The following is a 19,278-nucleotide window of genomic DNA, read 5'->3' on the forward strand; positions in this document are numbered from 1 at the left end:
ACCAGACACCGAAGCGAATGTCTACGCTTAACTGACGACCGGGCAATAGCCTTAATCTTTCAACGTCCATCGGAGGTCTTTCTCATTATGCTCAACCAGAAACTACCCCACGCCCCTTCAGAAGAAATGACGATCGATATCGATCTGCTTTATGAAATGGATCCGTGCGAGTTAAAGCTGGATGAAATGATTGAGGCAGAGCCTGAGCCGGAGATGATTGAAGGGCTGCCCGCCTCAGATGCGTTAACCCCGGCCGATCGTTACCTTGAGCTGTTCGAACACGTCCAGTCATCCAAACTATTCGCTGATAGCAAAACCTTCCCTGATTGTGCGCCCAAAATGGACCCGCTGGACATTTTGATCCGCTATCGCAAAGTTAAACGCCACCGCGACTTTGATCTGCGACGTTTCGTCGAGAACCATTTCTGGCTACCGGAAACGCCCTCCAGTGAATATGTGTCCGATCCGGCAAGCTCGCTGAAAGAGCATATCGATCAACTGTGGCCTGTGCTGACGCGCGAGCCGCAGGATCACATTCCCTGGTCCTCGCTGCTGGCGTTACCGCAATCATATATTGTGCCCGGCGGACGTTTTAGCGAAACCTACTACTGGGATTCCTACTTTACCATGCTGGGTCTGGCAGAGAGCGGTCGCGAAGACCTGCTGAAATGTATGGCGGATAACTTTGCCTGGATGATTGAAAACTATGGTCACATCCCCAACGGTAACCGTACCTACTACCTGAGCCGTTCGCAGCCACCGGTTTTTGCGCTGATGGTGGAACTGTTTGAAGAAGATGGCGTGCGCGGCGCGCGTCGCTACCTTGAACATCTAAAAATGGAATACGCATTCTGGATGGATGGCGCCGATTCCCTGGTGCTCAACCAGGCCTACCGTCACGTGATCAGAATGTCGGACGGCTCTCTGCTCAACCGCTATTGGGACGATCGTGATACGCCGCGTGATGAATCATGGCTTGAAGACGTTGAGACCGCCAAGCATTCGGGTCGTCCACCCAATGAGGTGTATCGGGATTTGCGCGCGGGCGCGGCCTCCGGCTGGGATTATTCCTCGCGCTGGCTACGCGATGCAGGCCGCCTTGCCAGCATACGCACCACGCAGTTCATCCCGATTGATCTGAACGCCTTCCTCTACAAGCTGGAAAGCACTATCGCCAATATTTCCGCGCTGAAAGGCGACAAAGAAACGGAAGCGCAGTTTCGCCAGAAAGCCAGTGACCGTCGCGATGCGGTAAACCGCTATCTGTGGGACGATGAAAACGGCTGCTATCGCGATTACGACTGGCGGCGCGAACAAATGGCCCTGTTCTCTGCCGCCAGTATTGTGCCGCTGTATGTCGGTATGGCAACACATGAACAAGCCGACCGGCTTGCTAACGCGGTTCGCAGTCGCCTGCTCACGCCCGGTGGTATTTTAGCCACGGAGCATGAAACTGGGGAACAGTGGGATAAACCGAACGGCTGGGCGCCGCTGCAGTGGATGGCGATTCAGGGCTTCAAACTGTACGGTGACGACCATCTCGGGGATGAAATCGCCCGTAACTGGTTGAAAACGGTGAATCTCTTTTATCAGGAACACCACAAGCTTATCGAAAAATACCACATAGCCGACGCAGCGCCGCGCGAAGGCGGCGGCGGGGAATATCCGTTGCAGGACGGTTTTGGCTGGACCAATGGCGTGGTGCGCCGACTCATCGGTTTGTATGGCGAACCCTAGCGGCTGACGGTCTGAGTCATCAGGATGTCAGTTAATCGCATCGTACAACTCGGCGTGAATTTTCTGCCATTTCTTGTTCTCAGGGCTTGGCTGGGCGCGAACACGCAGCTCGGCCTGCTCAAGATCATATTGCTGACGCGCAACGACCGCAGGCACGGAACAAAAACTTTGCAGATAACTTTTATGCAGCGATGTGAGTGACGCCCCATTCGACATCGCATGGCTGAGCGTAGTCATAAACTGTCGGCATGGTTTGCTTTCATCCATCTGCGAAGGGTAACGCAGCAGCAGTCTCAACACCTCGGTATTGCCCGCTGAGAACGCCTGCTCCGTCCACGCCAGCTTCCAGTCCATCCCACCCTGCAGGAACAGTGACGTCACGCGGGTGTCATTGCGATCGATAGCCGCCCGCATGTTAAAGGCATCCCAGGTGATACCCATTCGGGTCACCGCCTCCCGCGCGCTGGGGGCGTCACGTCGCGGTTCCTCCTGCACAATTTCAACGGATTGTCCGGATGACGCCTGTGGCGCTGGCGAAGTGAATAACCAGAACGCACCCAGCGAAATCGCCAGCACCATCACGCCGACCGCTACCCACAACATGCCGGAAATCAGCTGTTCACGTTCTTCCGCCGAGCGCTTGGCCCGCTTCTCCGGCGGATCAATACTGTCTGCGATTTCATGCTTATCGCCTCCCGCTTGCTCGTCTTTTTGCTTTGCCGTTTCCCAAAACTGGCGGACCATGGACTCATCAGATTCCAGATACGACGCAGGATTAATGCGCGTACGCCGTTCTTCAAACGCCCGTTGCACAGGATGAGTTATCTGCCGGTACTGGTAGTCCAGCAACAGCAATTGTACTGAGGTTAGCGGTTGTTGCGCGATAACACAGTTACGAGCCAGGCGGCAATCATCCAAAAACATGCGTAGCGTGATGCGCGGCTCAACAAACGACATCAGCACCGAGGTATCGTTAAAAATCTGTGTAAAGTGGCGAACAAATAATTTCTTATCGACGACCATCAGTGCCAGCTCGCTAAACATCATACCGTCCAGCGCATCTCGTCCTTCGCCCAACTTTAGCCAGCGACGCAGACGTTCACCGCCAAAGTGCTGTTTCAGAAAGCTGTTGAGAGGATGTTGATCCGGCCATACCCGCGCAATCAGGGATTTGAGGGTTAATTCTATTGCGCGAAGTTGACGCTGCGCCCGCATCTGAGCATCCGGCTCTACAGGTGTAATTTCGGTTTGATACTTCAGGATAGGCTGTTGCTGGCGTAATTGTTCCAGAGAGGCCACAAAGCGCAGCGCTGAAATCAGCTGGTTTTCACTGACGTCCTGGCCATTTTCATATTGGGGTACACTCTGTTGAAGATGGCGTAGCCGCAGAGTGAACTGGCTCAATTGCGCATCATTCATCTGCAACCGTCTGGCGACAGCCCCCCAGCCGCCCAGATTCAGTCGAGCCTGATCCAGTTGTTCGAGAAACCACCGAGGGTCTTTGCCTTCTGTGACATGTACGCCTAACAGCAATAATATTTCTATCGACGCCTGACGGATAATCCCCAGACAATGTTCAAAGGGTGTACATGTCGCTTGTAACGCGCTATTGGTCATCATCTTCCCTAAAAGGACCCAAAACGTGCGGCCTCATCATGGTATGTAATTATCTTTTTTAAACGCAACGTTGTGCCGATGTAGACTAGAACACATTCATATAGCAAATAAATAAGTTTTACAGTGACTTCCGCACAATCATTGAAAATTATTCTGGAGATAAGCCTGTGCCTGTATTGCAAACATCACGTCTGCTCTGCCGCCCACTGACAGAAAATGACTGGACGTTCTTCTTAACGCTACAGAAGAATCCAGATGTGATGCGCTTTGTCGCTGACACGCGTACTGAAGAGGAGATACGGATAGCCTTCAACTCCCGCCTGCCTGAATGGTCTCCCGGCAGCCCGCACTGGCTATGTCTGGTCCTGTGCGATAAGGCATCGGGAGCACCGCTTGGAGTGACTGGATATATTCATGATAACAATGAATGTGCCGAGGTCGGTTTTCTGCTCGCCCCTGAAGCGCAGGGGAAAGGTTATGGTACTGAATCTCTGCATGCAGTTTGCGATTTTGCATTTACCACCGGAGGGCTACGCCGGCTTACGGCTTGCGTCACCGCAGGAAACGAAGCCTCACGGCATCTGTTGGAAAAGGTCGGGTTCATTCACGAAGGCACGCTGCGGGAAAGCTACTGGCTGCATCAAACCTGGAATGATGACTGGATTTTCGGCCTGTTAAAACACGACTATCAGCCACCCGCAGAATAAGACGTTTTGCTGAAAAAACTGGCTGTATGACAACTGGCGTAACGGAGGCGGTTTCTTAAAATAGGTCTCTTTGTACAGAGATGAATATGCCACTCCATTCAACGTATTTCACGCCCGCCTGTGTTGCATTTATTAAACAATGGCAAGGCCTGTCACTGGAAAAGTATCAGGACAAAAATGGTGTCTGGGTGATTGGCTACGGGCACGAAATCACATCCGATGAAAGCTTTCCTGCGCCTGTTTCGGTAACGCAGGCAGAAACACTACTGCTCGCGGATCTGGAAATCTGCGAGGAATTCATACACCAGAAAATGCCGCAAATAAAAGAAAGGTTTCAACAGGAAGCGTTAATTGCGTGGATGCTCAGCGTGGGGATAAGCCGGTTTTGTGCTGCAGAATTCTGCTCGGGGGTTATTTCACAGCCAGAATCGTTCTGACTGTGAAATATTCGCCCGTTAAATTGCGTCGTTTAACATCATTGCCGCCTGCGTACGGTTTTTTACCTCGAGGCGCTGATACAGCGATTCAAGATGGGCTTTGACCGTTCCGGTGCTGATATTTAACAATCGACCAATTTGTTTATTTGATTCTCCGGCGGCAAGCATAGTCAGAATCTCTCGCTGACGCGCACTAAGCGATCTGATATTTTGCCCGCTGCTCTCGGGGGTTGTCATACAATCTCTGGGGATAAATACCATTCCCATCGCAATGCTATTGAGAGCCAGCGTGAAGGTTTCCGCGTCAGAGTCGCGTGGAACAATGGCCAGCACATTCAATTGCGTAACCTCATGCAGCCATTTTTTACGGCAGTCCGTTGCTGTTACCAGCACTTTTACTGTCGAAAAGCGTTGCGCTATCTGCTGTAGCAAGTTACGGCAGAACTCGGCGTCCTGGTCGCCATCCAGCATTATCAGTGCATCAGGGGTGTCTTCCAGTTTCTGCCAAAGGTCATCTGCCTGACTGACACCCTGAACATCCACTCCTGGAATACGCTCTTGTAAACTTACATTCATTCCATGAATAAATATCGACTGCCTGTCAAACATTATTACCTGCATTACTTATCTCCGTCTGAATAAGATACTAGCCTTAACACGCGGAAGGGTATTACCCGAGGGGTAAAATAAGAAGTCACCATTTGGCGGGGGCCATTTTACCGATAGACGGAGAAGAAAAAAGTAGAAATCAAAAATAGTTACAGCTCAAACCGAATAATCACACAAAGGGACAAAAGTGGCGCTAAACATTAAGGAAATCCTTAATATCCAATACTCAAAATCAGCTTATTAATATTAATTTTTGGAGTCTATATTTTCTAATAAAAATAAGGAACTCACAGTAACAGACAAATATGTTACAAAATAAAATGTCGCATCAATTGATCATCACCTGTGGTTTCCCCAGGCAGTATTGCTGTATCAATCGACACTAAAGGTTGCGGGCGATTGCATCACTCCGATCAGATCTTCAAGTGGAACGGGTCTGCATAAATAATACCCTTGTAAAAAATCACAGCGTTTCATGCGCAGATAATCGGCCTGAACCTGAGTCTCAACGCCCTCGGCAATCATTCGCAGACCCATCTTCTGCGCCAGCTCAATAAGCGTATCGACAATGCGGGTATCGCCCCCCTCACCAATCTGGCTGACAAACAGTTTATCTATCTTAATAAACTCCGGTTCCAGCGCGTGGAGGTAACACAGATTCGAGTATCCCGTCCCGAAATCATCTAACGCTACGGCGATATTGGATTTTCTCAACGCGGCAAACCACTCGCTTAGCTGAGGGGTAAAGTGCAGAGGGCGTCTTTCGGTAATTTCGATAACCAGTTGAACCTGAACCGGGGCAAGCTTTTGCATGAGCGCCACGACGTCCGACTCAAAGCGCGGATCGAGGCAGTTTTCGGGGCTCAGATTTAGGTTAAGGTAAAGTCCATTTGGGAAAAGGGGGAGCCGCGACTGCAGGTCGGCAATGACTTGCTGAATAAGTTGATGCGTCAGCGAGGCGATAAGACCATGCTCTTCCGCAAGGGGAATAAAAATATCAGGGGGAATAGCGCCATACTGGGGATGCGTCCACCTGGCGAGTACCTCAATACCTGCAATTTCACCCGTCTGGCTGTTAAAAATGGGTTGATACACCGGTTGGAACTGCCGTTGAAGAATGGCTGCATTCAACGTTTTTACCGGTGCACAGGTGAGGAAACGGGCCAGTAATTCGCTGGCGTCAGAGAATAATATCGGGAGTTGCCTGGTTGTGGTAATCATCACGAGCCTCAAGCGTGCGGCGGCCTATTGAGGGCAACCGCACAGCAATCATCAGAACCTGACCCAATCGCCCTGGCCGTTATTGGTATCTATCGAACAATAACGCTATTTAGCGAAAATACATTGAAAATAAAAAGTAAATATAACGATAAAAAAAGCCCCTCGCACTGCATGCTCAGGGCAAATACCTGGGTTGACATCACTCACTCAGGTTATCTATTTTCTCCCTTTTTTTGACAGCATGAGTTGGGAGTTCGCTCACTTTATAATAAATGGGAATGACATCAGGATAATTGATGACATAACCCTGACCTCTTATATTAAGGATAAAATCCCTGGGTAACCCCAGCAGGCCAAGTTTATTATTAAGATTGTGCAGGACTTGCCATAATCTTTGCGCAGAAGGGCTCAGATTATGCGCTTCCCAGATTTTTTCATATAACTCTTCTTTCGGTACCGGCTGGCTCCTGGCATTTATTAATAAATACAGGAAAAGCCTGAGCATTGTTTCATTAAAGTAAATTGACGCAAAAACGATGTTTTTCTCGGTATGGCTACCAGTAAGCCGATACAGTCGGCGATTAGAAATGTCAAAATGAATTTCAGCACCAATCATAAATCCATATAGACGATAGCCCATATCTTATACCCACGTTAAATGAAGACGAACATGCACCTCTACATATAAGCGTTGAGATAATCCATACCGTTTGTATGGTGGATTATATGACTGCTATAAATGCTTTCCAATCTTCATCCCAATCTACTATGAGGAAGCGGTCGTTTAGTATTCGTTTATGGTAGATTTGAGGTTATAAATGAAATTCACGATTTATTATTCTTCCTATGCGAAATTTTTAGCACATAGGCCATGTTTTCACATACGCGATCGAACGCTCAATTTTTAATGTCGAATTTTTAACATTTTAAAGAATTAAATTCTGAATCCGTGGGGGATGGGGAAGTGATCATGGTTTCTTCTGAGACAAATCCGCTGTCGAAGAAAAATGAGTTATCAGAAAGTTTATCCCGGATTTCTTTCGGCACCGCGATCGCTGAATTAGATTGCAGATAATACCGGTAAACGCCACTAGCTATATTTTTACCTGGAGTGGCGCACCGGTTTTCTATTGCTCAAAAGCTGAATAAGATACGAGCGATTTACAGGAACATTCCGCCCGATACTTCGATACGCTGCGCTGTCATCCAGGCCAGCTCATCGCTGAGCAACGCGGCAATCGCGTCGCCAATATCATCCGGCAAGCCCGCGCGTCCCAGCGCCGTTTGCGATGCCACATATGCATTCAGCTCTTTATTATCCCGCAGTCGACCGCCGCCAAAATCGGTTTCAATCGCCCCAGGCGCGATGATATTTACTGAAATACCCCGCTCTCCCAGTTCTTTCGCCTGATAACGCGTCAGTACTTCCATCGCCCCTTTCATTGAGGCATAGGCGGCATACCCTGGCAGTGCAAAACGCGCCAGTCCCGATGAAACATTCAGGATCCTGCCGCCATTCTGGATCAACGGCAACAGACGTTGGGTCAGGAAGAAGGGGCCCTTAAAGTGAATGTTCACTAATTGATCAAACATCGCTTCGGAGGTATCGGCAAAAGCGCCATACAGACCAATTCCGGCATTGTTCACTAAATAATCAAACGCCTCACGATTCCACATGCTCTTCAGCTGCGCTTGTACCTCATGGGTAAAGGACTCAAAGCCAGCCACATCGCTGACATTCAGTTGTATTGCCGCAGCTTTTCTGCCTTTTTGCTCAATTTCAGCAACCACATCCAGCGCCGCCTGCTGCTGGCTGTTGTAGGTAAAGATAATGTCCGTTCCTCTGTCAGCCAGCTTAAGTGCGGCGTTTTTACCGAGCCCACGACTACCACCAGTCACTAATGCGATACGTTGCGTCATAAGAAACCTCATTTCCGACGTTGTGATGATTGAGATAAAGCTTATTAGGTGATAGAAAAACAATAAATGTCGTCTGTTGCGCATTACTGTTTCATTTGGAACAACAATAGGGCATAAGAATGGATAAAATTCACGCAATGCAGTTGTTCATCCGCGTCGCAGAACTGGAGAGCTTTTCGCGTGCGGCAGACACCCTTGGTCTTCCTAAAGGTAGCGTATCTCGCCAAATCCAGGCCCTGGAAAATCATCTGGGCACGCAGTTGTTGCACCGCACTACCCGCCGCGTTCAGCTTACACAAGACGGTATGATCTATTACGAACGCGCAAAAGATTTGTTGAGCAATCTGGATGAGCTGGATGGACTATTTCATCACGATCCGTCCAGCATCAGCGGCAAGCTGCGCGTCGATATGCCGGTTGGCGTGGCGAGAAATCTGGTGATGCCCCGCTTACCCACTTTCTTGCATCAGTATCCCGGCCTTGAGCTCGAACTCAGCAGCAGCGACCGCCTGGTGGATCTGGTCCGCGAAGGTTTCGACTGTGTGGTACGCGTAGGCACGCTGAAAGATTCAGGGCTGATTGCGCGCCCACTGGGGAAACTCACGCAGATTAACTGCGCCAGCCCGCAGTACCTCGCCCGCTTTGGTTATCCGGAAAGCCTGGAGGATTTAGCTTCACATGCAGTGGTGCACTACTCGGTCAATTTGGGAACGCGTGCGCAAGGCTTCGAAGTGGCGACAGAAAACGGCACGCAATGGGTTAAAACCGGCGGCATGCTAACGGTAAACAGTACCGAAACCTATCACGCGGCATGCCTTGCCGGTCTGGGCATTATTCAGGTACCGCGCGTTGGCGTGCGTGATGCCCTGCGCGCCGGTACGCTGGTCGAAGTGTTGCCGCAATATCGCGCCGAGCCAATGCCGGTCTCTTTGCTTTATCCGCATCGACGCAACCTCTCTCGCCGGGTACATCTGTTTATGGAATGGCTGACTGGCGTGATGAAAGACTATGTGGACTGACAAGCTATACTGTCCTGAGAATGAACAGAACAAGGATTATTGCCCTGATGACGCAGGAAAAAGAGATTAAACGCCCCATTCAGGAACTTGAGCACGCCCCCATCCTAAAAATTGAGCCCCTGGAGCAGGAAAATACAGAAACCAATGGTAAGACCAACCAGGCGTTGAAAACTGCCCTGACCTTCGCTGAAAAAGTTCAACGCCAGCCCATGATTGCCCATCTGATTCGGGCTGCGGAGCGGTTTAACGATCGCATGGGAAATCAGTTTGGCGCCGCGATTACCTACTTCTCGTTTCTGTCGATGATCCCTATTCTGATGGTGTCGTTTGCCGCCGCGGGTTTTATTCTCGCTTCGCATCCTACGCTGTTACAGGATATCTTCGGCAAAATTCTGCTCAACGTCAGCGATCCGACGCTCGCCTCTACGCTGAAAAACACCATTAATACTGCCGTACAGCAACGTACCACCGTCGGTCTGGTGGGGCTTGGCATCGCGCTCTATTCCGGCATTAACTGGATGGGAAACCTGCGCGAAGCAATTCGTGCCCAGTCGCGGGATGTCTGGGAGCGTACCCCGCAGGATCAGGAAAAAATTTGGGTCAAATATCTGCGTGATTTTATCTCATTGATTGGCTTACTGATTGCGCTGATTGTTACTCTGTCCATTACCTCCATTGCCGGCTCCGCCCAGCAGATGATTATCTCTGCGTTGTATCTCGACGGTATCGAATGGCTGAAGCCCGCCTGGCGGCTGATCGGCCTGACCATCTCTATTTTCGCCAACTACTTGCTGTTCTTCTGGATTTTCTGGCGGCTACCGCGTCACCGACCGCGTAAAAAAGCGCTCATACGCGGCACATTTATCGCGGCTCTGGGGTTTGAAGTCATCAAAATGATCATGACATATACCCTGCCGTCACTGGTGCAATCGCCGTCAGGCGCGGCGTTTGGTTCCGTACTTGGATTGATGGCGTTCTTCTACTTCTTCGCTCGTCTGACTCTGTTTTGCGCTGCCTGGATTGCCACAGCAGAATACAAAGACGACCCGCGTATGCCGGGGAAAACGCAGTAGCCGCCGCCGGATTAGTTGTTAATTGCCGGATGGCGACGCACGCGTCTTATCCGGCCTACGGGTGAGTTTTGTAGGCCGGATAAGCGCAGCGCCATCCGGCAATTATAATGCCGCCCAATCTCACCGATTTAGTGAATAAATCCAACCCGTAACTTTTATTTAACCAAAAACCAGTTTTATCATCTAAGTTTTAAATTATGTGAAGCATTTCATGGAAGTGAAATCTCGAGCCTAAAAATTATCCCCTTTTTGCTCTATTTTTGACCGCTCTCAAAGTTTGTTACAGATTGAAATGTCTCTTTTGCTGTGCGTAATATGGCCTCTCGTTCGGCCAAAAATAAGAAAATATTATGCAAGCAACAGCCACAACACTCGACAACGAACAGGAACACACCCCGGTCAACTCGCGCAATAAAGTCGTCGTCGCCTCGCTCATTGGCACCGCCATTGAGTTCTTCGACTTCTATATTTACGCCACCGCCGCGGTGATCGTGTTCCCGCATATCTTCTTCCCGCAGGGGGATCCGACTGCCGCGACGCTACAGTCCCTGGCGACTTTTGCTATCGCCTTTGTGGCACGACCGATCGGTTCTGCTGTATTCGGGCATTTCGGCGATCGCGTCGGCCGTAAAGTCACGCTGGTTGCCTCACTGCTCACCATGGGGATTTCGACGGTCGTCATTGGTCTGCTGCCGGGCTATGAAACGATCGGCATTTTCGCCCCACTGCTGCTGGCGCTGGCGCGTTTTGGCCAGGGGTTAGGTCTGGGCGGTGAATGGGGCGGTGCTGCGCTGCTGGCAACGGAAAACGCACCACCGCGCAAACGCGCTCTGTACGGATCATTTCCGCAGTTGGGCGCGCCTATCGGCTTCTTCTTCGCCAATGGTACCTTTCTGCTGCTCTCCTGGCTGCTGACCGACGAGCAGTTCATGAGCTGGGGTTGGCGCGTACCGTTCATCTTCTCTGCGGTACTGGTGATTATCGGTCTGTACGTTCGCGTTTCGCTGCATGAATCCCCGGTCTTCGCCAAAGTAGCCGCGGCGAAAAAGCAGGTGAAAATCCCGCTGGGTACCCTGCTGACCAAACATGTTCGCGTGACGATCCTCGGCACGTTCATCATGCTGGCGACCTATACGCTGTTCTATATCATGACCGTCTATTCGATGACGTTCAGTACCGCAGCCGCGCCTGTAGGACTTGGCCTGCCGCGTAATGAAGTGTTGTGGATGCTGATGATGGCGGTGATTGGCTTTGGCGTCATGGTGCCGGTGGCGGGCCTGCTGGCCGACGCATTTGGTCGTCGCAAGAGCATGCTCATCATCACCACGCTTATCATTCTGTTTGCGCTGTTTGCCTTTAAACCACTGCTCGGCTCTGGCAATCCGGTGCTGGTTTTCGCCTTCCTGTTGCTGGGCTTAAGCCTGATGGGGCTGACATTTGGTCCGATGGGTGCGCTGCTGCCGGAGCTGTTCCCGACTGAAGTGCGCTATACGGGAGCGTCGTTCTCGTACAACGTTTCGTCGATTCTTGGTGCGTCCGTTGCCCCTTACATTGCCGCATGGCTGCAGGCGAATTACGGCCTGGCGGCGGTCGGTACGTATCTGGCATCGATGGCGGCGTTAACGCTGATTGCGCTGCTGTTAACCCATGAGACACGGCATCAATCGCTGTAATTTGATTGCCTGATGGCGCTATGCTTATCAGGCCTACAAACTGCAATCCCCCGTAGGCCGGATAAGGTGTTTACACCTCATCCGGCGCTCTCATCACTTCTTCATCTGCGACAGGATTGTCCGGCACTGATTAGCATCCCCTTCAGAAGGTGAAATCAGCGCCAGCAGGGCCGCCGCTGGCGTCACCAGCGTTGCCAGCGCAGCAGCAACCGCACCGCGCGCAATCAGCGGTCCGGCCTTCACGCCTGCCTGCGGATTCTTAAAGGTGCCGCGAACATACAACGGCGAACGCAGAGTAATAATACGAATCCCTTTACTCTCCGGATCGATGGTTAAATCCAGTTGCTCCGACGCAAAGCTTGCCGTACCGGTGACATTAATGACTGCGTTTTCCGTATCAAAAGCAAAAATCTGCGGACGCGCCACGCCGTTAACAATATCCAGATTCGCCGCCGCGCAGTTCACCCGCACTTCGTCATCGCCAAATATCTGCCCGACAAGATAGTTCCCCAGATTCAAGCCCACAATTTCCATCAGATTCCGGCTGATCAAACCGTCATTCATCAGCAGTTTCAGGTTGCCATTGCTGTTACCCAACAGCGCCGCCACCGAGTTTCCGCTCCCACTAAACCTGGCGTCACCGTTCATTTCACCAAGCGTTTTTTGCATCAGTTCCACATCCGGCATCAGCGCTTTAAGCTTCAGGCGGCGAGCCTGGATATCCGCCTGCCCCCGCATCGGCTTTTTATCCCCTTCCAGATGGATGCTGGAAACAATGCTGCCTCCCGCAAGACCAAATTTCAGCGGTTGCAGACGCAGGTCGGCATTTTTCAGGATGATATGAGTGGAGAGATCGCTGATCGGCAGACTACTGCCATGCTCAATACGCCGTCCTTTGAAACGCACGTCAGCGTCCATTACGTTCCATTTGTCTGTTTCAAAACGGTCATACGGCAACACCTTGTCCGCAGGCTGAACGCTCTTCTCACCTTTGCGCTGTTCAGATTGTTTTGCCCGTTCCGCCCCTTTGCCTGAATCCACCCCGATCAGCGGCCCCAAATCGGCCAGCCTCAGCTGGCGTGATTCCACATCGCCCTTCAGCATGGGTCGCGGCTTGCCGGTGGTGTAGGCCAGCGTTCCGTGAATATCGCTGTCGCCAATGCGGCCATTGAAATCGCGATAATCAAAAACAGAGGATTTTTCCGGGTCAATTTTCGCTACCAGACGTCCGTCGGTTTCAAACGGCGGCGTATCCGGGAGCAGCACGCCGGTCAAATCGTATAAATCCCCTAGCGAATCTCCCGAGAATTTAAGTCGCAGATCCGCCCCGCCCATGTTCATCGGATCGTTTATCGTGCCGATAAACGCTACGCGCATATTGCCCGAACGGAAATCAGCCTGAATCGGGAAAGGCGTATCTTCACCACGCAGCGCCAGCATTCCGCCAATTTTTCCGCTACCGCTTAGCGGTTCGCCGTTATATCGCCCTTGCACTTTCAGACCAAACACGTAGTCCTCGACGCGGGCGTTGCTCTCTTTACCTTTTGCGCCGGTCACTTCGCTAAAGGGCAACGGTTTGCCAAGCGGATCGACCAGGATCTCAATCTCCGACTTCGTCACCTTATCGTTAATGGCGATGCGTCCCTGGTCAAACAGAATGTTATCCAGCCGGAACGACCACGCGGATGGCGGCGCATTAGAATCGCGGTTTTCGTCCCCAGCTAAGTTAAAGGTCCAGTTATTGTTTTTCTCCGACAGGCGGATCAGCCGCGCATCGGGTTTGACCAGCTTGACCCACGGGAGCCAGACGTTTTTTGTCAGCAGTGCCAGTGGGGCGAGCGTAGCTTCAACACGCGGGAGATGCACCATGGTAACGTCAGGAATGTCTGGCGGGTTGCCGAGGATGATATCTTCAGCATGAACATGCGGCCACGGAACCCAGCTACGCCAGCCGGTTTCCTGCTTCTGGCGTTCCCAAACCACGCCCAGGTCACCCCGTATAGCAAAGGGCCGGTTGAGTTCTGTAGAGACTTTCTGGTTGATGGTCGGTTTGAGCCGGTTCCAGTCAAATGTCGCAATCACAATGATGAGTACGACGATCAACAACAAGAAAACCCCTATTACTGAAGTGGTTATTTTACCTGTTTTCGTCATGTCTAACCTCTCTACTTCCTTCCTTGCCTGTCCTAAAGATAGTCCAGCAGGATGAAAAGGAGGTGTGCTACGTCCTCATCAAAGCGACAGGATCACCTCTTCAAGCGTGTCCAGAGGCACTGGACGAGAGAGAAAATAGCCTTGTGCGGCAAAAGCCGGTGAGTTTTGCACATCGCGCCACTCTTCCAGCGTTTCAACGCCTTCGACAATCACGCCGCGGCAATAGCGGTTCATCAGCTGTAATAGTAGTGTGAAGAGATTACGTCCTTCCGGCGTCTTGCGCAGCATGACGAACAGGTCTCGCGCCACTTTGATATAGTCATAATTCACTTCACTAAGCGCCGAGAAGTTCGCCATTCCGGTACCAAAATCATCCAGCCAGAGCGGGCCAAACTCGCACATTGAGGCGAAGGACGACCCCTTCGGTAAGCGGATATGTTCCACTAGCTCAAAACGCAGCCACGGCAGGCCTTCAATGATTTTCAGGATTTCGGGATCCTGGCGCATCGCTATGAGCGTTGGTCCGTCGACGTTCACGGAAGCCAGCAGGTTGTTGGCTCTGAAAAAGTCCCCTTTCAGCTCAAGTTGAAGAAGTTGCTCTATCACCACATCAACACGATGTCGGACGGTTACTTCGGCAAAATAGCGGTCTGGCGCAATACGTTGGGATGGATTATCAGGATGGCTCACGACAGTCAGCAGTTCAACGGCCATCAGTCGTCCGTTGGTCTGGTAAATTGGCTGGTAGGTGTAAGCACGCTCGCACTGCAGCCAATAGCGTCTCTCCTGCAAGTTTTCAATACTCGCATCGAGCGTAATGAGCTGCTGGGTAACCTGCTTTATCATCTGAGATGTCCTGTAAATAAGAGTGTGACTGACCGGACTCGTCAAAGGTTATCGGCGCTCAGACGCAGAACTTTACGTTCAGCTGTGCGCAAAAATAAAAACTAAGCGGCAAAAACAACGCAGAACACGTGCTGGCTCAAAAAAATAATGGAACGTTGTTTTAATATAGTTGACCACTTAACACCCACAGCGCACACTAACGCTAATTTTTTTCAGAGCAGGTTACGACTATGTCCAGAAAGATTGCCGTGATTGGCGAATGCATGATTGAGCTGTCACAGAAAGGCGCTGACGTTCAGCGCGGATTCGGTGGCGACACGTTGAATACATCCGTTTATATCGCCCGTCAGGTCGATGCTACGGCACTTTCCGTACACTATGTGACTGCACTGGGTACCGACAGTTTTAGCCAACAAATGCTGGAGTCCTGGCAGGGTGAAAACGTGGATACCTCATTAACCCAGCGCATGGAAAACCGCCTGCCGGGTCTCTACTACATTGAGACCGACAGCACTGGCGAGCGCACCTTCTATTACTGGCGTAATGAAGCCGCCGCAAAATTCTGGCTGGAGAGCGAGCAGTCTGCCGCGATTTGCGAAGAGCTGGCGACATTTGATTACTTGTATCTGAGCGGAATCAGCCTGGCGATTTTAAGCCCGGCAAGTCGTGACAAGCTGCTGTCGTTGCTGCGTGAATGCCGTGCCAACGGTGGAAAGGTCATTTTTGATAATAACTACCGCCCACGTCTGTGGAGCAGCAAAGAAGAAACCCAGCAGGTGTATCAGCAGATGCTGGAATGCACCAATATCGCATTCCTGACGCTGGACGATGAAGACGCGCTGTGGGGTGAAAAACCCGTTGCTGAGGTGATTGCCCGTACTCACGCAGCTGGTGTACAGGAAGTGGTTGTGAAGCGTGGCGCAGACTCTTGCCTGGTTTCCATCGCGGGCGAAGCGCTCATCGACGTTTCGGCCGTTAAATTGCCGAAAGAGAAGGTGATCGATACCACTGCGGCCGGAGACTCCTTCAGCGCCGGATATCTGGCGGTACGTCTGACCGGTGGCGATGCTGCTGAGGCCGCAAAACGCGGCCACCTGACGGCAAGCACCGTGATTCAGCACCGCGGGGCGATTATCCCACGCGACGCTATGCCGCAATAACGTCGATTATCCGGTCTGCATACCGTAGGCCGGGCAAGCGAAGCGCCCCCGGCATCTCCAATGCCGGATGGCGGCGTAATCGTCTTATCCGGCCTACAGGTTATTGTACCGGCGGGATATCCGTCACTTCAGGGTGTGATTCATCCGTTTCAACAGATGTTGCCGCTGCGGTAACGGGCGCCATAATGCTATCCCACGTCGCCTGCAGATCCTTCATATTGAATTCAGGTTCACCCTTCGGCTGCAGCAGAATTAACGCCATATCTTGCGACAGCTGCTGTCGCAGGTCCTGATTCAACATCTCAACGCTCAGGCTGTTGAGGAAGCTCTGGCGTAAACGCTGATACTGTTCAGGCGCAATATCCACCACCTGATTTTGCAGCGAGCGCAAACGCTGGCTGATCAAAATATCGGTATCGGTACGACCATAGGTGGCAAACAGCTTCTGCAGTTCCAGATTCTTTTGCGCGACCAGCGCATTGAACTCTTCTTCCGGAAGTCCCTTATCACGCACTTTCGCCAGCTCACGCGCAACCGTACCCAGATTGGCGTTCAGCTTATCGTTTGGCGACTCAACGTTAATCGCACACTGCGCGCGCAGGAACAGCACCCGGCAGTCAAATCCGAGGCCAATGTCTTTGGCATTGTTTTTGGTTAGCTCTTGCTGAATGTGCCAGAACAGCGCCTCACGAGCTAAATCAGCGCGCCAATAACGTAACAACGCGGCAGATTCACGGATCGGTTGCCACGGCGTATCCCACATAATAGACAGGCGATCCTGGCGTACCGCATCGGTCATAATGCTTACGGCTTCTGCTCGCAGCGGAGAGAGCGTAGGTACCGGTGCAGGCGTTTCGCGTTTTCCTTTTAACTCGCCAAAGGTTTTATTGATTTGCTCAGCTACGCTGCGTGCATCAACGTTACCGACGATGATCAGCGTCATCGCGTCCGGGGTATACCATTTCTGATAGAAAGACTGAATTTTCGCCGCATCTACAGGCGTTTTCAGCGGATCGGCGGGATCGTGTCCCAGCAGGGTCGATCCCTTCAGACGGTAACGCCACCACCCTTCTTTGGTATCTGACGGCCAGGTTGCAACCATATCTTCGCTGCTCAGCGCATGATTGACCGTTTCAGAGGTGATGCTCAGATTGCCGGAGATATTCGCCAGGTAAGAAAGTGACTCTTTCAGTAGATCGTTACGGCTGTTTGGCAGACTGAGGTTGTACAACGTGGAATCATAGGAAACGATAACCGGCGGCATGGGACGTTTGGGATCGAACCCCTGCTGCCACAATGAACGGGCTTGCGTGGCATCGAGGCCACCGCTTTGCGTCAGCGCGATACGTGGGATCGCATGGCTGAAACCACTCTGTTGCGTATTTTCGGTGAGTGAACCGGTATTAACCAGCAGGCGGACCTCAATACGGTCGCTGGGGCGCTGGGGAGTGGCTAACACTTGCCACTGTAGACCATTTGCCAGCGTGCCCTGTTGCCACGCCGGGTCAGGCTGGAGCGCATCTGCCTGCACATAGCCGGCAGTGGCCATCATCAGCAAGCCGCCCGCTAAAAGTCGAATTTTTGTGCCCTGCATGTGAACCCCTGATCAACTATCCTGGAAATAAAAAGACAGCCCTCGAAAGGACTCTCTGAATATGACGTTAAAAACACTTCGTGTTAGACCGCGAGAACATAAAAATGTCACGGAAGAAGTGAAAAAATCCCGAGCCGCCGAATCGACGGTTTCAGGCACAGGGGGTAATTATGCGCAAACGCCCGCAGTCCTGGAAGGGACTACGGGCATAAGTGACGAGATTAAGAGGATAAATCGTGCGTTTTGCCATCCGGCGCACGATTATTCAGCACATCGTCCAACTTTTTATGGTCCAGTTCTTTGACCCATTTAGCGACGACGACAGTTGCCACACCGTTGCCGACCAGGTTAGTCAGCGCACGTGCTTCAGACATAAAGCGGTCAATACCAAGAATCAGAGCCAGACCCGCAACCGGCAAATGGCCCACAGCAGAGATCGTCGCGGCCAGAACAATGAAGCCACTGCCGGTCACACCCGCTGCACCTTTTGAGGAGAGCAGGAGCACCACCAACAGGGTTATCTGATGGAAGATATCCATATGGCTGTTGGTTGCCTGAGCGATAAACACCGCCGCCATCGTCAGATAGATTGATGTCCCATCAAGGTTAAACGAGTAGCCCGTGGGTATAACCAACCCGACAACCGACTTCCGGCAGCCCAGTTTTTCCATCTTATCGAGCATACGCGGCAGCGCGGATTCAGAAGAAGACGTACCCAGTACGATCAGCAGTTCTTCACGGATATAGCGGATGAATTTGAAAATGCTGAAGCCGGTTGCGCGAGCAATGGAGCCCAGAACCACAACCACAAACAGAATACAGGTGATGTAGAAGCAGATTATCAGCTGACCCAGTTGCACCAGCGTTCCGACGCCATATTTACCGATGGTAAAGGCCATGGCACCGAAAGCACCGATCGGCGCCAGACGCATAATCATATTGATGATGCCGAAAATAACCTGCGAGAAGCTTTCAATCACGTTGAAAATCATCTGGCCTTTGCTGCCCAGACGGTGCAGCGCAAAACCAAACATTACCGCAAACAGTAATACCTGCAGGATGTTACCGCTGGCGAACGCGCCAATCACGCTACCCGGGATAATATCCATCAGGAAGCCTACGATCCCCTGGTCTTTTGCCTGTTCAGCGTAAATGGCAACCGCTTTAGCGTCCAGCGTCGCCGGATCGACGTTCATTCCGGCACCGGGTTGCACCACGTTGACGATGATAAGGCCGATGATCAGCGCAATCGTACTGACAATTTCAAAATAGAGCAGTGCAACCGCACCGGTGCGGCCTACTGCTTTCATACTTTCCATGCCTGCAATGCCGGTCACGACAGTACAGAAGATGACAGGTGCGATGACCATCTTGATGAGCTTAACGAAAGCATCACCAAGCGGCTTCATTTGGGCGCCTAATTCAGGGTAGTAATGGCCAAGGAGAATACCAATGGCAATTGCTGTCAGGACCTGAAAGTAAAGGCTTTTGAATATAGAGGTCTTCATAGG

Annotated in this window: 16 protein-coding genes; 7 read left to right on the top strand and 9 right to left on the bottom strand. The window is 51.6% G+C overall.

Going from position 1 to position 19,278, the window contains the following annotated elements:
* The first annotated feature begins 87 nt into the window (after positions 1 to 87).
* Entirely contained in the window at positions 88 to 1,737 is a 1,650-nt protein-coding gene (locus WN16_RS02410) for an alpha,alpha-trehalase (RefSeq protein WP_003846147.1), read from the top strand.
* Positions 1,738 to 1,764: 27 nt separating this feature from the next.
* Here the strand turns inward: WN16_RS02410 and WN16_RS02415 are convergent, their stop codons facing one another.
* Positions 1,765 to 3,354 carry an STY4199 family HEPN domain-containing protein gene (locus WN16_RS02415; RefSeq protein WP_003846146.1) on the bottom strand — a complete coding sequence of 530 codons (1,590 nt, stop codon included), beginning with the start codon at positions 3,352 to 3,354 and terminating at the stop codon, positions 1,765 to 1,767.
* Positions 3,355 to 3,521: 167 nt separating this feature from the next.
* On the opposite strand from WN16_RS02415, the gene WN16_RS02420 reads away from it, so the two are divergent.
* Entirely contained in the window at positions 3,522 to 4,061 is a 540-nt protein-coding gene (locus tag WN16_RS02420) for a GNAT family protein (RefSeq protein WP_044702796.1), read from the top strand.
* A gap of 86 nt (positions 4,062 to 4,147) precedes the next feature.
* Complete coding sequence (locus tag WN16_RS02425) at positions 4,148 to 4,498, top strand: phage-like lysozyme (RefSeq protein WP_003837768.1); 351 nt, start codon at positions 4,148 to 4,150, stop codon at positions 4,496 to 4,498.
* An 18-nt stretch (positions 4,499 to 4,516) separates the two neighbouring features.
* Here WN16_RS02425 and WN16_RS02430 read toward each other — a convergent pair whose 3' ends face one another.
* From WN16_RS02430 to WN16_RS02445, 4 genes are all read right to left on the bottom strand, one after another.
* Positions 4,517 to 5,119: a response regulator transcription factor gene (locus WN16_RS02430; RefSeq protein ID WP_044700371.1), complete on the bottom strand. Its 603-nt coding sequence runs from the start codon at positions 5,117 to 5,119 to the stop codon at positions 4,517 to 4,519.
* A gap of 360 nt (positions 5,120 to 5,479) precedes the next feature.
* A complete protein-coding gene (locus WN16_RS02435) occupies positions 5,480 to 6,328 on the bottom strand; it encodes an EAL domain-containing protein (protein WP_044700373.1) in 849 nt (282 codons plus the stop codon).
* Positions 6,329 to 6,527: 199 nt separating this feature from the next.
* Positions 6,528 to 6,968 (bottom strand): winged helix-turn-helix domain-containing protein, encoded by a 441-nt coding sequence (locus WN16_RS02440; protein WP_044700376.1) that lies wholly within the window; start codon positions 6,966 to 6,968, stop codon positions 6,528 to 6,530.
* A gap of 521 nt (positions 6,969 to 7,489) precedes the next feature.
* Positions 7,490 to 8,248, bottom strand: coding sequence for an SDR family oxidoreductase (locus WN16_RS02445; protein ID WP_003023319.1), 759 nt, complete (start codon positions 8,246 to 8,248; stop codon positions 7,490 to 7,492).
* 119 nt (positions 8,249 to 8,367) lie between these two features.
* Here WN16_RS02445 and WN16_RS02450 point away from each other — a divergent pair, with 119 nt between their 5' ends.
* From WN16_RS02450 to WN16_RS02460, 3 genes are all read left to right on the top strand, one after another.
* The gene (locus tag WN16_RS02450; protein WP_003837759.1) at positions 8,368 to 9,267 is read left to right on the top strand and encodes a LysR family transcriptional regulator; all 900 of its coding nucleotides are present in this window, start codon (positions 8,368 to 8,370) and stop codon (positions 9,265 to 9,267) included.
* Between the two features lie 47 nt (positions 9,268 to 9,314).
* Complete coding sequence (yhjD, locus tag WN16_RS02455) at positions 9,315 to 10,340, top strand: inner membrane protein YhjD (protein WP_016151136.1); 1,026 nt, start codon at positions 9,315 to 9,317, stop codon at positions 10,338 to 10,340.
* 350 nt (positions 10,341 to 10,690) lie between these two features.
* Complete coding sequence (locus WN16_RS02460) at positions 10,691 to 12,013, top strand: MFS transporter (protein ID WP_003023312.1); 1,323 nt, start codon at positions 10,691 to 10,693, stop codon at positions 12,011 to 12,013.
* A 93-nt stretch (positions 12,014 to 12,106) separates the two neighbouring features.
* Here the strand turns inward: WN16_RS02460 and WN16_RS02465 are convergent, their stop codons facing one another.
* Both WN16_RS02465 and pdeH read right to left on the bottom strand, forming a co-directional pair.
* A complete protein-coding gene (locus tag WN16_RS02465; protein ID WP_103790848.1) occupies positions 12,107 to 14,167 on the bottom strand; it encodes an AsmA family protein in 2,061 nt (686 codons plus the stop codon).
* Between the two features lie 78 nt (positions 14,168 to 14,245).
* Entirely contained in the window at positions 14,246 to 15,013 is a 768-nt protein-coding gene (pdeH, locus tag WN16_RS02470) for a cyclic-guanylate-specific phosphodiesterase (RefSeq protein ID WP_003023308.1), read from the bottom strand.
* A 230-nt stretch (positions 15,014 to 15,243) separates the two neighbouring features.
* Here pdeH and WN16_RS02475 point away from each other — a divergent pair, with 230 nt between their 5' ends.
* The gene (locus tag WN16_RS02475; RefSeq protein WP_003837750.1) at positions 15,244 to 16,173 is read left to right on the top strand and encodes a sugar kinase; all 930 of its coding nucleotides are present in this window, start codon (positions 15,244 to 15,246) and stop codon (positions 16,171 to 16,173) included.
* Positions 16,174 to 16,273: 100 nt separating this feature from the next.
* On the opposite strand, the gene WN16_RS02480 is transcribed toward WN16_RS02475, so the two are convergent.
* Both WN16_RS02480 and dctA read right to left on the bottom strand, forming a co-directional pair.
* Positions 16,274 to 17,767 carry a pitrilysin family protein gene (locus tag WN16_RS02480; RefSeq protein ID WP_003846129.1) on the bottom strand — a complete coding sequence of 498 codons (1,494 nt, stop codon included), beginning with the start codon at positions 17,765 to 17,767 and terminating at the stop codon, positions 16,274 to 16,276.
* Positions 17,768 to 17,988: 221 nt separating this feature from the next.
* The gene (gene dctA / locus WN16_RS02485) at positions 17,989 to 19,275 is read right to left on the bottom strand and encodes a C4-dicarboxylate transporter DctC (RefSeq protein ID WP_003837746.1); all 1,287 of its coding nucleotides are present in this window, start codon (positions 19,273 to 19,275) and stop codon (positions 17,989 to 17,991) included.
* Positions 19,276 to 19,278 lie beyond the last annotated feature (3 nt).

Origin of the sequence: Citrobacter sp. ABFQG, from assembly GCF_004322975.1 — a bacterium.
GTDB classification, from domain to species: Bacteria; Pseudomonadota; Gammaproteobacteria; order Enterobacterales; family Enterobacteriaceae; genus Citrobacter; species Citrobacter freundii.

Bases quoted from the DNA above. Each gene is read 5' to 3' on its own strand.
- WN16_RS02410 (WP_003846147.1), top strand. From the start codon at position 88: ATGCTCAACCAGAAACTACCCCACGCCCCTTCAGAAGAAATGACGATC.
- WN16_RS02415 (WP_003846146.1), bottom strand. From the start codon at position 3,354: ATGACCAATAGCGCGTTACAAGCGACATGTACACCCTTTGAACATTGT.
- WN16_RS02425 (WP_003837768.1), top strand. From the start codon at position 4,148: ATGCCACTCCATTCAACGTATTTCACGCCCGCCTGTGTTGCATTTATT.
- WN16_RS02430 (WP_044700371.1), bottom strand. From the start codon at position 5,119: ATGCAGGTAATAATGTTTGACAGGCAGTCGATATTTATTCATGGAATG.
- WN16_RS02435 (WP_044700373.1), bottom strand. From the start codon at position 6,328: ATGATTACCACAACCAGGCAACTCCCGATATTATTCTCTGACGCCAGC.
- WN16_RS02440 (WP_044700376.1), bottom strand. From the start codon at position 6,968: ATGGGCTATCGTCTATATGGATTTATGATTGGTGCTGAAATTCATTTT.
- WN16_RS02445 (WP_003023319.1), bottom strand. From the start codon at position 8,248: ATGACGCAACGTATCGCATTAGTGACTGGTGGTAGTCGTGGGCTCGGT.
- WN16_RS02450 (WP_003837759.1), top strand. From the start codon at position 8,368: ATGGATAAAATTCACGCAATGCAGTTGTTCATCCGCGTCGCAGAACTG.
- yhjD (WP_016151136.1), top strand. From the start codon at position 9,315: ATGACGCAGGAAAAAGAGATTAAACGCCCCATTCAGGAACTTGAGCAC.
- WN16_RS02460 (WP_003023312.1), top strand. From the start codon at position 10,691: ATGCAAGCAACAGCCACAACACTCGACAACGAACAGGAACACACCCCG.
- WN16_RS02465 (WP_103790848.1), bottom strand. From the start codon at position 14,167: ATGACGAAAACAGGTAAAATAACCACTTCAGTAATAGGGGTTTTCTTG.
- pdeH (WP_003023308.1), bottom strand. From the start codon at position 15,013: ATGATAAAGCAGGTTACCCAGCAGCTCATTACGCTCGATGCGAGTATT.
- WN16_RS02475 (WP_003837750.1), top strand. From the start codon at position 15,244: ATGTCCAGAAAGATTGCCGTGATTGGCGAATGCATGATTGAGCTGTCA.
- WN16_RS02480 (WP_003846129.1), bottom strand. From the start codon at position 17,767: ATGCAGGGCACAAAAATTCGACTTTTAGCGGGCGGCTTGCTGATGATG.
- dctA (WP_003837746.1), bottom strand. From the start codon at position 19,275: ATGAAGACCTCTATATTCAAAAGCCTTTACTTTCAGGTCCTGACAGCA.